This is a genomic window from Pseudomonas sp. FSL R10-0399 (assembly GCF_009600165.1).
GTDB classification, from domain to species: Bacteria; Pseudomonadota; Gammaproteobacteria; order Pseudomonadales; family Pseudomonadaceae; genus Aquipseudomonas; species Aquipseudomonas helleri.
Genome location: NZ_WIWK01000005.1, coordinates 59,860 through 74,534, shown reverse-complemented (window position 1 = coordinate 74,534; position 14,675 = coordinate 59,860). Strand labels below are relative to the sequence as shown.

10 protein-coding genes are annotated in these 14,675 nt (G+C 57.9%); 4 read left to right on the top strand and 6 right to left on the bottom strand.

Going from position 1 to position 14,675, the window contains the following annotated elements; genetic code table 11:
- Positions 1-57: 57 nt before the first annotated feature.
- Complete coding sequence (locus GHO41_RS02715) at positions 58-1,089, top strand: YafY family protein (RefSeq protein ID WP_105162721.1); 1,032 nt, start codon at positions 58-60, stop codon at positions 1,087-1,089.
- A gap of 725 nt (positions 1,090-1,814) precedes the next feature.
- Here the strand turns inward: GHO41_RS02715 and GHO41_RS29735 are convergent.
- The 3 genes from GHO41_RS29735 to GHO41_RS02700 all read right to left on the bottom strand — a co-directional run bounded on the left by GHO41_RS29735 (position 1,815) and on the right by GHO41_RS02700 (position 3,420).
- Positions 1,815-2,108 (bottom strand): hypothetical protein, encoded by a 294-nt coding sequence (locus GHO41_RS29735; protein ID WP_178126460.1) that lies wholly within the window; start codon positions 2,106-2,108, stop codon positions 1,815-1,817.
- A 146-nt stretch (positions 2,109-2,254) separates the two neighbouring features.
- Positions 2,255-3,085, bottom strand: coding sequence for an HNH endonuclease (locus GHO41_RS02705; RefSeq protein ID WP_137206407.1), 831 nt, complete (start codon positions 3,083-3,085; stop codon positions 2,255-2,257).
- A gap of 74 nt (positions 3,086-3,159) precedes the next feature.
- Positions 3,160-3,420: a hypothetical protein gene (locus tag GHO41_RS02700; protein ID WP_026067334.1), complete on the bottom strand. Its 261-nt coding sequence runs from the start codon at positions 3,418-3,420 to the stop codon at positions 3,160-3,162.
- Positions 3,421-3,537: 117 nt separating this feature from the next.
- On the opposite strand from GHO41_RS02700, the gene GHO41_RS02695 reads away from it, so the two are divergent.
- The 3 genes from GHO41_RS02695 (at position 3,538) to GHO41_RS02685 (ending at position 5,423) form a co-directional block, all read left to right on the top strand.
- Positions 3,538-4,413: a YafY family protein gene (locus tag GHO41_RS02695; protein WP_105162724.1), complete on the top strand. Its 876-nt coding sequence runs from the start codon at positions 3,538-3,540 to the stop codon at positions 4,411-4,413.
- A 145-nt stretch (positions 4,414-4,558) separates the two neighbouring features.
- Complete coding sequence (locus GHO41_RS02690) at positions 4,559-5,233, top strand: hypothetical protein (protein ID WP_137206404.1); 675 nt, start codon at positions 4,559-4,561, stop codon at positions 5,231-5,233.
- Positions 5,220-5,423: a hypothetical protein gene (locus tag GHO41_RS02685; protein WP_153432895.1), complete on the top strand. Its 204-nt coding sequence runs from the start codon at positions 5,220-5,222 to the stop codon at positions 5,421-5,423. The genes GHO41_RS02690 and GHO41_RS02685 overlap by 14 nt, the downstream gene beginning before the upstream one ends.
- Here GHO41_RS02685 and recD read toward each other — a convergent pair.
- The 3 genes from recD to recC are packed head-to-tail and all read right to left on the bottom strand — an operon-like array spanning position 5,411 to position 14,639.
- A complete protein-coding gene (recD, locus tag GHO41_RS02680) occupies positions 5,411-7,504 on the bottom strand; it encodes an exodeoxyribonuclease V subunit alpha (RefSeq protein WP_153432894.1) in 2,094 nt (697 codons plus the stop codon). The genes GHO41_RS02685 and recD overlap by 13 nt on opposite strands.
- On the bottom strand, positions 7,501-11,172 hold the full coding sequence (recB, locus tag GHO41_RS02675; RefSeq protein ID WP_153432893.1) for an exodeoxyribonuclease V subunit beta: 3,672 nt from the start codon (positions 11,170-11,172) through the stop codon (positions 7,501-7,503). The genes recD and recB overlap by 4 nt, the downstream gene beginning before the upstream one ends.
- Entirely contained in the window at positions 11,169-14,639 is a 3,471-nt protein-coding gene (recC, locus tag GHO41_RS02670) for an exodeoxyribonuclease V subunit gamma (protein ID WP_153432892.1), read from the bottom strand. Before recC ends, recB begins: the two co-directional genes overlap by 4 nt.
- Positions 14,640-14,675 lie beyond the last annotated feature (36 nt).

Below are 14,675 nucleotides of genomic sequence, written 5' to 3'. Positions count from 1 at the left end.
CAAATTGGCAAATTCGCTAGCCACAGGCCAGCTTCAACACTACAAGGATGATTTCTCTTGCCATCAGCCAAGACCCATACCGCGTTGAGTCGACAATGGGAGCTGCTGCAACATCTGCCAAAACGCGCCCCCGGAATCACAGTGAGTGAGTTGCTGACCCGCCTGACGGCCGCAGGCTACTCCATCAGCCGCCGCAGCATCGAGCGCGACCTGCGTGACCTGTCCCTGGTGTTTCCGTTGCAATGCAACGATGGGGGAACGCCCTTCGGTTGGTATTGGAAGCCGGGCGTGAGCGTCGAGCTGCAGGGCATTACCCTGACTGAAGCCGTCAGCCTTGCGCTGGTCGAAGATGCCGTGCGCCCGCTACTCCCGGGCAGCATGTTGAGCGTGCTGGAACCGCGCTTCGAGCATGCACGACAAAAACTCAAAGGCCTCGAAGACGGCAACCCCGCCGCCCGCTGGCCCGACAAAGTTGCGAGCGTTCGGCCGGACTTCAATCTTCGAGCGCCGGAAATCCAGGCAGAAACGCTGGAGGCACTGCAACAGGCCCTGATCAGCGAGCAACAGGTTCATTGTCAGTATTACTCGGCGCACACCGACAAACTTAGTGAAATGACGCTCAACTCCCTGGCGATTGTCCAGCGTGGGCTGATCACCTATCTCATCGCCACTGCCGCGCCGTATACCGATGTCCGTCAGTTCGCGGTGCATCGCTTTCGTGCGGTGACGGTGCTCGACACGCCATGCCAGGGGCTGGAGACGTTTGACCTGCAAACCTACCTTGCCACCGACGCTTTGCAGTTTGGCAAACCGGAGAAGATTCAACTCAAGGCCTGGGTGAGCGAACATCAGGCAAGGTTGATTCGTGAAACGCCCTTGAGCACGGACATGGTGCTGGAGGCGCTGTCGGATGGTTATCAGGTGCAGGCGACCGTCAACAATACCTGGCAGCTGCACTGGTGGATTTTGTCTTTGGGAGATTCGGTGGTCGTGCGGGAACCGCCGGAGTTGCGCCAGCAGATGGGAGACACATTGCGGCGGGCAGCTGCAGCATATGAACATGAGGAAGGCAAGGCGGGCCTGGCGTGACTCGCCAGGAGGGCTCCAGCCTGGCGGGATCAATGCACTTTGCGGGTTCTAGCGAAACGGTCGCGCCAGCCTGGCCTTGAAAGTTTCCAGCCGAGAAGCCGGCCGTACATCCAATGAAGTGTGTCGGCATGAGGGGCAAATGGAAAACCAATCGATCTCCTCACGCAACGCATCGCTGGGCGGCACCGTTGTTTTTTTCCAGTGGCATTGGGGACAGCTGAATGTGAAGGGATGGGGCGGCCAAGGCATGGAGATAATCCGTCAGTCGTAGAAAAATGAAATCGTCGACGCTGCACGGCGTCAGGCCGAATCACCGGCGCGTTTGTCCAGTTCCTGTTTCATTTCGTTGTATTCACGGAAGAACTCGTAGCCTTTTTTTATAACAACGATGACGCCAATAATTGCGAACAGATTTTTCATGCTGCGGTCCCTTATGGTTGCCTGACTCAAGCGGTTCGGTTTGGTGTAAACCATTCGTCCTGCTGATGAGGCGAGCATGAGGGCGATGCGCGACAAGACGTGTCGTAATCGGATGACTCAACGACGCCAAAGTACGCAATTTCGGATAGTGCGCAAGCGTGGTCAGTTCAGTTGGGCACAGCGCGGCGAACAGACGATACTTTTTAAGCCGAGGGTTGCGCCGTCCAAATGGTGGTGCCACCAGTTGATTCAACTCGCGCCAGCCTTCCTTGAGCACTTGATCATGAAGGTGAGCATCACCCGTTTTAAGCGATGCCCGAATACTCCAAAGGCATTTGGCGACGTGAGGGTCGGCGATTACCTCGGACACCTTGACCGTTACCATGCCCGTTTTTAGTGATGACCTCACTTCTCCATAGCTGCTCCTTAAACGCGGGGCTGCAAAACTCGTCTTGATCGGCGTCCTGAACCTTGCGCAGGAACTCCGACAGCTTTTTCAACCAGTTTTGATACCACGACAACTCACGATGCTGAGCCAACACTGCTTCACAGGCTGCCTTGAGATTTGCGTCATCCTTCAGATTACCGCCACAAGCCATGCCCCTTATTATCCTGTTGGGCGAGCGCGCCTAATACAGTCTTTGCTATATATTTGCATGCGAAGTTACACCCTCCCCAGGAGAATCCAGCCTGTGACACGGGCTCCTGACCCATCATCTTTCGGGCAAACGATTAACATGAGCGGCTAGCCACTGAATACGTGCTCACGGTGCCAAGTCAAGTATTTCAAATGACGGTCATGAAGGCTACGCAATCGGCATTGCGGGTTAATCCCAAGTGCCAGTTGCAGTTCAGTCGTCAAGGTTTGCGCAATAACAATATCGCCCTCGTCGGTGAAGCTGATCAGCCCCTGGTCAAAGGCTTGATCCAGGTTGGGCGTTAGAAGCAGTCCGTTAAAGGGATCGAGTCGCTCCGGATGCGTCGCGTCACGCCAAGGCTTGATGTGAGAAGCGCGCAGCATGGAAGCGAGCGCTATACCGCTGACAGCACAACCTTGCCAATGCTTGAGCAGAGCGTGGCGATAAACGCCTTGTCCCACTCGCGCTCGAATAATGGCTTCGCGCTCGGTACTCTCAATTTGCTGCCCAAATGATGATTGCTCGAATAACTCAATCAGGCTGAATTCATCTTCCAATCGCTGCTCGCTGGCCGTCGATTCGCCGGTAAGCACTGCGAACAGGCTGCGAAAGTCTTCATCATCCTCCAAATTGACCGCAATACCGGTATTGCTGGTTGAGCCCAGCGCGAGCGGAAATACTTCCAGGCTGGTGCTTTTATAGGTCTCATTGGGAGCGCTCTGCGTAAATGCCTTGATTTGCTCCCAATGCACTGACTTGCGGAATGCCGGGTGCAAAACCAATGGTTGGAGTCCTACGGCGCCGGTAGCTTTATGCTTGACGAATAGCGGGTACTCAAGCGCCGGGTGCACATAGCCTCTAGCGTAGGCCTTCCCTTTATACTTCAAGCTGCAACCATGGCCTTCCAGAAGCCTGCAAATTTCCAGCGAATCGAGCATGTACTCCTCCTAATGTCTACACAGTATCGGAGCCAAATCACGGGGCCTTGCACCAAGGCCCTCGTGCCTCACACCTAGGGCAGTAAAGCCTGCAGAATCTCCACCTTGCGCTGCAACTGCTCCACATGAGCCTTCTCCGCCCGAAGCGCCGATTTCAACTCGCGATTCTCTTCGGCGTGCCAGCTCAGCCGCTGCTGGCGCTCCTTCGTGGTCGCATGCCAATGCTCGAGCAACCTCCAGGCTTTGTTAGTCTGCAGATACTGCACCAAAAGCATCAGCAGGATCATCAACAGCATCAGCATCGCTACCGACGCCGTCCAATCCCAACCATCCATAAACATGTCCCTCATGTCGTCAACTCCAAATTTGCCAGAGTCACGATATGTAGTGTTAAGCGACACGTCTAGAATGTAGACTTATACAGGTAAGGTATTCACTCACATGGAGGCGACATGAAACGCAAGCAAACTATCGCGCAGGTCCGTTGGGATCTCGCCCTTCGCTATCGTCTGATTGAAACCGTCGCATGGTGGGAAGGCCGGCTGACCACGGTGCACTTGACGCAGAGCTTCGGCATCAGCCGTCAGCAGGCATCCAAGGACATCAACACCTACATCACCGAGCATGCGCCTAAAAACCTTACATATGATCGACAGATCAAGGGGTACGTGCCGAGTAAACAGTTCAAGCCACTGTTCATCGACGACAGCGCCAGCGCATACCTGCACCTGCTTTACCAGAACAATGCTCGAGCGCCACATGTCGAGGGGCTGGCGTTGGCCTACGCCCATACCAAAGTACTGGAGGTGCCTGATCGCTCGATCAAGGCCGAGATACTGCGCCCACTGCTCAAGGCTTGCCGGGAGCATCTACGCCTGGACATCGACTACGTTTCGCTCAACAGTCCCGAACCTGAAGGGCGAACCATTGCACCGCATACGCTGGTTTACACAGGCATGCGCTGGCATGTGCGCGCCTACTGCGAAAAAAACCGCGAGTACCGGGACTTTGTACTGAGCCGACTGCGTGGGGTTCCTGAACTGATGGACGGCGAGACCGAGAATGGCCTCTCGTGCGACGCCCAGTGGAATAGCGAAGTCAACGTCATCATCAAACCCGATGAGCGTCTGACAGTGATGCAAAAAGCGATAATCCAGGAGGATTTCGGGATGGTCGATGGGCGACTGCAGATTCCCTGTCGCCAGGCGTTGGTCAAGTATGTGTTGCAGCGCTATCAGATTGATCCAAAGAACATGGACCCGAAACCAGAGGCGCAACAGATCGTGGTGGAGAACCTGAAGGAGTTGAAACCTTGGCTGTATGACTGATACCGGTCCCTTTCGACAGCCCTGTTCGCGACAACCTTGCCGCTGGCACTCGACTCCAAAAAATACCGAGCCCTGACGCAGTGCGACATGATCTGTCGCACGAGTGAATCAAGCTCTGTATCAGACCCAACGAGAGAACACGATATTGAATAATCTGGAAGCCCTGAAGCTGGTGGAAACCAAGTTCACCGAGATACTGAACGCCGACAAAGTGTCCGACCTGCAAAAGATGCTGACGTCCGATTCCCTGCTGGAAAAATGGCAGATGGACCGCAACAAGTACCCAGAATTGCAGTTAAAGCTGACGGACCAAGACATCAGTTCCCTCATGACTAAGGTTGGCAACGATCTTCGCTTGCATTCGGACCTCAGCGCCAAACTGGAAACTCCTCTGGAAAAGCTGCTCTACGCCCTGGTCTGGAAAAATGGCGACCTGCAAAAGGTGGCGCACATCATCAAAGGTGCAGCCGATGTCAGACCAACATCGCTGACTAACGGCCCAGGCCAGGTATTCAGACAGTTCGGACGGCACCTGGCCGATCGCTCGGAATCCATTGTCGATCAGCACGTGCTTCGGGCCTTCGAACTCTATGAGCAGATCAACGACCCAGACTTTTCCAAGATCAAGACCATTCGCAAGAAGATCAACTGGGACAAGGATGTCGCCTGCATCGAACGCTACAAACGCTGGCTCTGCGAGCACTTCAAAGAGCGTCAGGATGCCGAACCTGGATTCGTGGTGAACATCGACATGGCGCTCTTCGCGCTCGGTCGAGCGGTAAAGATCACCAGCAAGCGCGGCAACGGTGAAGCAGCGTAATCCCATCGCCATCGAGTACAGCGCCATGAAAACCTACAAAGCCTTTATGCAACGTGTGGTTGCCACCGCCGGCCCCCAAGCCAACTTCACCATCACGGTTCAAGCGGTGACCTCTGCCATGGCAAAGGTCACCGCTGAAGCCCAGTACCCAGGCTACAAATGCCTGAACGCACCCACTCAGGTGCGTTGAAGTCTTGCCAGTTCATCCTGCAGTTGCAGCGCCAGCCCACTGGTTCGCTGCACATTGCGACTAACCGCTCCTTCAAACACCCCTGGACTGGCTTCAACCAGGCTGAACCATTGTTTGGCACGGGTGATGGCGGTGTACAACAGTTCCTTGGTCAACACAGGGTTCAGCGCATCGGGCAACACCAAAGCCGTATGGTTGAACTCTGATCCCTGGGACTTGTGCACCGTCATGGCGAAGACAGTCTCAACTTCCACCAACCGACTCGGCATCACGAAACGTACGCCGCCGCTGCCATCGTTTCGCGGGAAGGCCACACGTAGCACACGCTCTGCAGAGGAGCCTGGTACCCAGAGTGCAATGCCAATGTCACCATTCATCAAGCTCAGACTGTAATCATTGCGGGTGGCCAGTACCGGTCGCCCTTCGTACCAACCCTGATCCCCCGACAACAACTCACAGCGGCGCAGTTCGGCGGCCACTCGCTGGTTCAGCCCTTCAACCCCCCAAGGCCCGCGACGCAGCGCACAGAGCAGGCGGAACTCATCGAACGCGCCCAATACTTTGCCAGCCCAACCGGCCCAGAGGGCACTGTCCCAGGGAGTGTCTTTCGCAGGACGCTGGTCTCGTAGCTGCTCAAGGTAATGACGGTAACCCGGGGCATCGCCTTTGCCGTTGATAATCAACTCTGTGAGTGCGGTATCATGCTCGCCTCGCAACTTGAGGTTGAACAGCTGAGGCAATTGCTGATCAAGCAGGCTTCGTGCTTCGGCGGCGTTTTTCTCATTGACCAGCTTGGCCAGACGCCCAATGCCCTGCTGGGCGTCGAAGCGTCGGGAGTAGCGCAGCATGACGGTTTGCTGGGCCAGCGGATCGCCAGCACCGACTGCCGTTTGCAACCCCGGAGCGCTGACCAACTCGCCACTGTGGGCTTCCAGCCAGGCCACTGTTTGCTCGCTATAGCCGCCGGCTTCAGCGTTGCGACAAAGGTCGCCCAACACGGAGCCTGCATCCACCGATGCCAGCTGATCCTTGTCACCCAACAGAATCAAGCGCGCCTGCCGAGGCAAGGCATCGAGCAAGCAAGCCATCATTTCCAAGTCAATCATCGACGCTTCGTCGACCACCAATACATCCAGCTCCAGTGGCTTATCCCGGTGGTGAATGAAGTTGCGCGAATCCGGTCGACTGCCCAACAGACGGTGCAATGTGGAAACATCCGTCGGGATCGCCTCCTGCACCGGGGCGCTGACCGGCAGCTCACGGACGGCCTTGCCAATGGACTCGGACAAGCGTGCTGCTGCCTTGCCGGTGGGGGCGGCGAGGCGAATGCGTAGCGGTTTTCCTTCCTCCACGGCCGGTGTTTGCAGCAGCCCCAGCAAGCGCACGACCGAAGTGGTCTTGCCGGTGCCGGGGCCGCCGGTGATGACACTGAAATTGCCTCGTGCCGCCAGCGCACAAGCAATTTTTTGCCAGTCGCTGCGGCGTTCACCGTTAACTTCGAAGGTGTCAGGGAACAAGGCATCGAGCCGACTGGAAAGTTTTTCCGGTGTTACCGCGTCCACGCTCAAGCGGGCACTCAACGCCTGGGCAATGTTGCGCTCGTAGTTCCAGTAACGACGCAGGTACAGGCGCTGTCCGGTCAACACCAACGGCCGTTGCGGAAAACGCTGTGCCCCGTCCCGATCCTCCACCAGCGGGCTCAAGGCCAACGCCCGGCGCCATTGCGCGACATCCAGGCCCAGCAACCATTGCGACGGTAATTGGCCGCCCTCCTCCCCTTCAGGAGGTAACGACAACACAAAGTCAGGCGCTTGCAGGGTAGCGACCAGATCTAGGCAGGAATGCCCGCGACCCAGTTGATGACTGGTCATCGCGGCGGCCAACAACACACTGGCCTGGGCCTGAGGATCCTGTTCAAAGATGAAGGTGGCGAATGAGCGATCCAGTGCGCGCAACCAGCCTCGGCTCACCCAATTGTCGAGTTGATGCAGCAGCTCGCTGCTGTCGGCATCGCCAACGAACAACGGCGGGTGATCAACGTTGCGCTGGCTGTTGCTCAGTTGCTTAAGGGTCTGGCTCATGCGCTGAACTCCGCGTGTTGGCCCATGAAGAGTTGGTCCAGTTGTTCAATCAACTGCCGTGGCGGTCGTTCGAAATGCACACCATGGGTGGGCGCCTGGTGCCCACGGACGAACAGGTATACCGCCCCGCCCATGTGCTGTTCGTAGTCATACCCCGCAAGGCGCAGCTTGAGCTGACGATGCAACGCCAGCAGGTAGAGGCACAACTGCAGGTCGTAACGTTTGTTCAGCATGGTCTCGGCCATCGCCTCGGCGTCGTAGGCCTGATCGTTACCGCCCAGCCAGTTGGACTTGTAGTCCGCCACGTAGTAGCGACCTTGATGCTCAAAGGTCAGGTCGATGAAGCCTTTGAACATGCCGTTCAACTCGTTGGCGGCCAGTACTGGACGCGGTGCACCACCCAACGTGTATTGGCGCACCAGTGCATCAAGGCGCTGAACGTTCACTGACCGACTGGAAAACCAGAACTCCATCTCCACCTGATAGGTGCTCAGGTTCGAGAGTTTGCATTGGGTACCGTTGAACCGCAGCGGTGCATTCAGATAGCTGCCCAGCCAGGCGGACAGTGGCTCGATCCAGGTTTCCCAGTCGCGCAGGTTGCAGCGTCGGGCGACGGTGTTATGGAGGGTTATTGGATCTCCAGCGGTCTTGGCAAAACCTTCGCGACCGGCCCATTCGAACAGTCCATGGAGAAAGGTGCCAGGTCCTGCGCCCCGAGGGAAACCGTGAATCCCGGCCCCTGCCGGCAAGGCTTCAGCTTCGTCCTCTTCCTGCAAGTTGGCTTCCAGCGCGGTCGCCGGCTCCAGGCTGATACCCGGCTCCGCCCCCATCAGGACATATCCGTCGGCAATGGCCAAGGCCGAGTAACTGGCAATCCACCAATTTGCCGCGAGCTTGTGCAAGGGCCGCAAGGCTGGCCCCACCGGTGGTGTAGTGGGTGCCGTGTGGACATTTTCCGATGGTGCTGGCGCTGCGCACACCTCAATGTCCGGGCAGCCACTGGCCAGTGCCTCGACCACGCCGGGCAGACTCTCTGGGGCTATCGGCTTCTCCCCCGCCAGCATGTAACCCAGGCCTGCCTTATGCAGATCTGTCGATTTTCCTCCGGTCTTAAATCCCTTGGGCGCTACGCAGATCCAGGTGGCGTAACGGGCTCGGGTCAGGGCAACGTAAAGCAGGCGCATTTCTTCACCCATGCGCTCATCGTTGGCACACCCTTGTGCCGTCTCGGCCTGTTTACCTTTGGCCAGCTCGATGACCAGATCCATGTTGTCGTGAAACATCGGCGGTGTTGTGCTTTTGCCATCGATCTCCCTTGCGCTACAGGCGAACGGCAGCAGCACCAAGGGGTATTCCAGGCCTTTGGATTTGTGCACGGTGATGACCTTGATCAGGTCCGAATCGCTTTCCAAGCGCAGAATTTCTTCTTCGCTCTGGCCATCCACCTGCTCGGCCAGATGACGGATCAGCGCATGCTCGCCATCGAGTTCGGCGGCGCTGCGCTGCAACCACTCGGCCAGGTGCAACAGGTTGGTCAGGCGACGCTCCCCCTGGTCTTCCAGAAGCAAACGGGCCGGGACCTTGAACGTGGCAAGCAGTTTTCGCAGCATCGGCAGCACGCCCTGTTGCTGCCACAACACGCGAAAATCCCTGAACAGCAGAACCTGTTGTTCCCAGAACAGCTCATCCTGATTCAATTGCTCCAGGGTCTGCCATGTCAGCCCGACGCTGCGGGTCGCCATTGCCGCTCGCAGCAGCCGATCGCTGGTGGGTTGAGCGCAGGCACGCAAGATATACAAAAGGTCCTTGGCCTCTTCGCTTTCAAAGATCGAGTCTCTGTCGGAGAGATAGACGCTGGCCAGTTGCCGATGGGCCAGGGCTTTACGGATGGCTTCGGCCTCCTTGCGATTGCGCACCAGAATGGCGATATCGGCGGGCCGCAGAGCAACAAATTCACCGTTGCCCTTCAGTAAACCGGAACGCTGGGTTGCAGCGGGATCAAGCCAGGCCTGAATCGCCGACGCCGAAGCTTCAGCGGCTTTACGCAAGTAGGTGGCGTTATTGATCACACCCTCGGTTTTCAGCTGCCAGAACGTGAGGGCCTGTTGTTTCGTACCGATGACCTGCAGCACATCCTCGCGCCCATTGGCATGGACGCTGATGAACGGTACCGGGTTGTCCTGATCTTGCGTGGCAAACCGAAACGCGCCCCGAGGCTGGACTTCGGCGTAGCGGAAGCAATGGTTGGCCGCCTCGACCATCGCCTTGGTGGAACGATAGTTGGTCCCCAGTGTGTAGTGACGGCCAGCCGTGGCTTTTCGCGCCTGGAGGTAGGTGTAAATATCCGCACCACGAAAGGAATAGATCGCCTGTTTCGGGTCGCCAATCATGAACACGCCGCAGTCATCCAGGTTGTCGGGAATGCGGTAAATGGTTTCGAAGATCCTGTACTGAACCGGGTCGGTGTCCTGGAATTCATCGATCAGGGCGACCGGATACTGCTTGCGAATGGTCTCGGCCAGACGCGGGCCCGACGGGCCTTGCAAGGCCTGGTCAAGGCGATTGAGCAGGTCGTCGAAACCGATTTGCGCCCTGCGCACTTTCTCGGCATTGAACGAACATTGCACCTCACGCAGTGCATGCAGCAGCAGTTGCGCGCGCACCTCGGTTTTTGACTCCAGATGATCGACCCATGTATCGATGGCCTGAAAAGCGGGGTGCACGCTGACAACGCCGCCTTTGTTAACACTGAACCGGGTTTGCCCACACTTGTGAACATGAGCACAGGCTTCGTCTCCCAGGCTCCATTTCGCGATTTCACCAAGCATCTGCTCGAAGGTTTCGGGAGTCTTGGTTGGATAGGATTTTCCGCTCAACTTCGTTCGTACATCACGCAGCAGCGTATTTATCCCGGCGACATCTCGCGACCACTCAGCTCTGGCACGGTCCTCAAGCGCAACACATCGCTGCTCCCAATCGATAGGGGACTGCAGAAGCGCATCCAATCGTGCCGGAGCGCTGATCGATGCCCCTGCCTGCCGGAACTCCGAGTCTGCCCGCGATAGCAGAGGACTGAGCGCCTTCTGTAGATCAGTCGGGGTTTTGAAGCAATCGGCCACCACCTTGGAGAGCGCCGGTGACAAGGCATAGAAATGCCGACGCCAATAATCCCTGACCACCTCCGCCAGCAGCTCGCTCTGGTCGGCTTCCAGTGTTTGAGTAAACAGGCTGCCACTGTCGAAGGCGTGCTCACGCAACATCCGATAACACCAGCCATGAATGGTCGAGACCGCCGCCTCGTCCATCCACTCACCTGCCAGTTGCAACCGGCGCGCGCAATTGGGCCATTCCTGCGGCGGGTAATCGGCGCGCAGTTGCTCCAGTAAATTGTCGTGTTCGTGATCAGGCTCCAGGAAGCACAGCGCCGCTTCGGTCAAGCGCGCACGAATACGGTCGCGCAGTTCCTGGGTCGCGGCATCAGTAAAGGTTACGACCAGAATCTGCGGAGGTGTCAGCTGATCCTTGAAGGCGGCCTCGCCTCCATGACCCAGCACAAGGCGCACGTACAACAAGGCGATGGTGAAGGTTTTGCCGGTACCGGCACTCGCTTCGATCAGTCGGCTGCCATGCAAAGGAAAGTCGAGGGGGTTCAGATTCAGCGGATTCATTGGTCGCTCCCTGCGCGGCTCGAAGAAAGATGATTGAACAGGCCGCCATACAGGCGCTTGGCCCATGAGGTGAAATGACCGGAGGCGCACAGTTGGTCGAAATCCGCGTACGCACGGCGCAAGGCGAAGGAGCTGTCTGCCTCGCCAGAGCGCATGTACCCGCCCTCGAACGTCTCGCGGGCCTTTTCGGATGCCGAGTCGTTGTCTTCCCCACCCTCCTTCGCTTCTTCGAGCCAGGCGAATGCGCTTTTACAGGCGATTGGCAGCGGTTCACGCATGCCCGCCACCCAGGCCTCGAGCAGCGATTTCAACTGCGTCTGCGCCTCTTGCGGGGCCATTGGCCGGAACACCACGTCCCCATTCAAACTGACCAGAATCGAGGTGCAGCCCGGCTCACTCAGCTGCAACGCCAGATGGCGCACCCAGGGACGAACCAGGTTGTGCCAGCGCCAACTGTCGTCGTTGCACAGCTTCTTGCTGTCCAGCTGCAAGTAGGCACGCTCACCTTGGGCATTGCGGCGAATACCGCCCAGCCAGTCACTCAATCCCGGGGCCGATTCATGAGCGGCGATCGTTGCGGCGGTTTGGCCCTCCTCGACCTCCGGCCACGCCTTCAACTGCACGTGGTAACGCTCGAGCATATCCGGCAGCGGCTCGGCCAGGGCCGATGCGCTCAACGTGCCGAAGCCACCCAACGGCAACTTGCCTTCGCGCTGCAAACGCTGAAGCTGCAGATCAAGCTCAGCCCCGGCGCCTTCAGGCTGATAATCCTCTTCAACCCAACGCTTGAGCGCCTGGCTGAGCCGGTCCTGGTGCTGCCAGTTCTCAAGCCCGTCGAGCTGAAAGGTTTCGTCGTCGCGGCTGGTCAATTCGTCATTGTCGAAGTTGACCTTGAGCCGTTGCTGGAAGAACGCCCCGACGGGGTCGCGCACAAACCCGGCCAGTTGGCGCAGGGTTAAAGGCGTGTCTTGGGCGAGTGCTGGCAACAGGTTTTCCGATGGCTGCTGATCTGGCGAATCATGCACCTCACGCCATTCGTGAGAGTAAGTGAACAGCCCGTCCGGCCCCGGCTTGTCGGCAAAGTAGGCGGCGCTGAAAGGCTGTAGCGGGTGTTCCCGGGTCAAGGCATGCAGCAATTTGCCAGGCTGCGCCAAGCGCCAGCCGCTGGACAAGTGATCACGCAGTTGCCCGATCAGTACCGAAGGTACGCGCTCACTGTTGTCGCGGATGTTGCGGCCAACCCAACTGATATACAGCTGTTCCCGGGCCGACAACAAGGCCTCCAGTAACAGGTAGCGGTCATCCTCGCGGCGCGAGCGATCGCCGGGACGGTAATCGTTGCGCATCAGGTCGAAATCGACTGGCGACCGTTGGCGCGGATAATCGCCATCGTTCATGCCTAGCAGGCACACCACTTTGAAAGGGATCGCACGCATAGGCATCAACGTGCAGAAGTTCACCGCACCGGCGAGGAAACGTTGCGACAAGCCGCCATCCTCGATGCCGGATAGCCAGGTTTCATGCATCACGCTCAGCGGCAATGGCTCGTTGAATTGCGCGGACTCACAGGTGCGCAGCCAGTCATCGAGCAGTTTGAGCAACTGGTTGAGCAGTAATTCTTCGCCATCCCCCACCGGACGGAAGAACACCTTCAACAGCGATTGCAGGCGCTCGACCCAGAGCACCGGTGTCGCTGGCTGCTGCAGGTCTTCGCGGGCGACTTCCAGGTGATCGAGCAGGGTCAACAAAGGCCCTGCCAATGGCGCCTCCAGCCCGGACACTTCATCGTAAGGCTCGATGCCATTCAGCTCGGGCCCTTGACCGGCTGCGTAGCCCAACAGCATGCGGCGCATCCCGAAACGCCAGGTGTTTTGCTCAAGACCTGCGGGCATGTCCAGGCTCTCGCGCTGTTGCGCATTGAGTCCCCAGCGCACCCCGGCACCATCGATCCAGCGCTGCAGGATCGGCACATCCGCTTCCTTGATGCCGAAGCGCGCCCGCAGCGCCGGCACATCCAGCAGGTCGAGAATATCGCTGACGGCGAAGCGGCTATGGGGCAGTTTGAGCAAGTGTTCGAGGGCGATCAGCAATGGCTGGCGGCCACGCTGCCCCTGATCGGCCAGGGTAAAGGGCAGATAACGAGGGTCATGACGCGGCACCTGACCGAACACGGCCTCGATATGCGGTGCATACGTATTGATGTCCGGCACCATCACAATCACATCACGCGGGCTTAGCTCAGGATTGGCACTGAAGCGAGCAAGCAACTGATCGTGCAGCACTTCCACTTCACGTTGCGCACTGTGGACCACGTGAAAGCGTACCGAACGATCCTGTGCAACATCGACAGGGTCCCATACTTCGCGGGTTTCAGCCAAAGGACGCAATTCAAGAATGTCGCTTTGCAATTGACCTAGGAGGCTTGAAGGTGGCTCGTCATTGAACAGGTCGATACGTCCGCCGTTCAGGCCCTCGAACAGGTGTCGATAACTAGTCGGCTCGTCATAGTAGTCGAGCAAATTGATGTAGTCGCGACCTTGCTTACCCCAAGCGGCGAGCAATGGCTGGCCATGTTGGCTCGCCGCTATAGATGTGCTTCTGTTTGGCTGGCGGCGATAGGCATGGCCCAGCAAGTCTTTGTCAGCGACGATATCGCCCCAATGGTGGCGACAAGGGTTGTGCACACACAGCAATACCTGGCTGTAGCGCGAGAGTATGGCCAGAGCTTCGAGAACCTGTGCCGGCATAGACGAAATACCGAACACTACCACACGCCGAGGCAACCTAGCCGGGGCCTGCCCTGCTTCACGCAGGTGTGTGACAAAACGCTTGTGAACACCGGCGCGGCTCTGCTCAAGAGCGCCCTCACCAACATCCGCCAATACTTCCCGCCACAGCTCCGCTTGCCACAGGTTATCGGGATCCAGCGGTTTCACACCGCCTTTGATGTGCTTTAGCTGATCACGCCCGGCCGCCCAATCCTCCAGCCAATCGGCACGATAGACCTGATACTGATCAAACAGGTCCGCCAGCCGCTCGGAGAGTTGGTAGAGTTTGCGCTGATCGTCATCCTCCTGAAGGAATCGCCGCAAATTGCTGAAATTGGCTTTACTTAGTAATTGAGGCAGCAAGCGCATGAGTCGCCAACTCAGTGCCGCCTTGTCCAGCGGGGAGGACTCTGGAGTCGTCTCAGCCCCCAATACAGACCTGTAGGCTTGCCAAAGGAAACGCGCAGGAAGTTGCACATCCAACGCTGCGGCGATACCGCAGCCACCATTATTAGGATCATCAGCCAACGCCAGCTTCAACCATTGAGCAATACCGTTGCTGTGCACCAGCACGACTTCATTTTCCAACGGGGCCAACGGGTAGCGCTGCATCCAGCTTACCGCTAGCTCACGCAAATCGTCCAAGCGATTGCCGTGAATAATCATGAAGCCGGGCTTCAACGAGTCCGCATCCTGCATAAACGATTCCCTCAGGTCTGAACGCTCAGCTCTGCG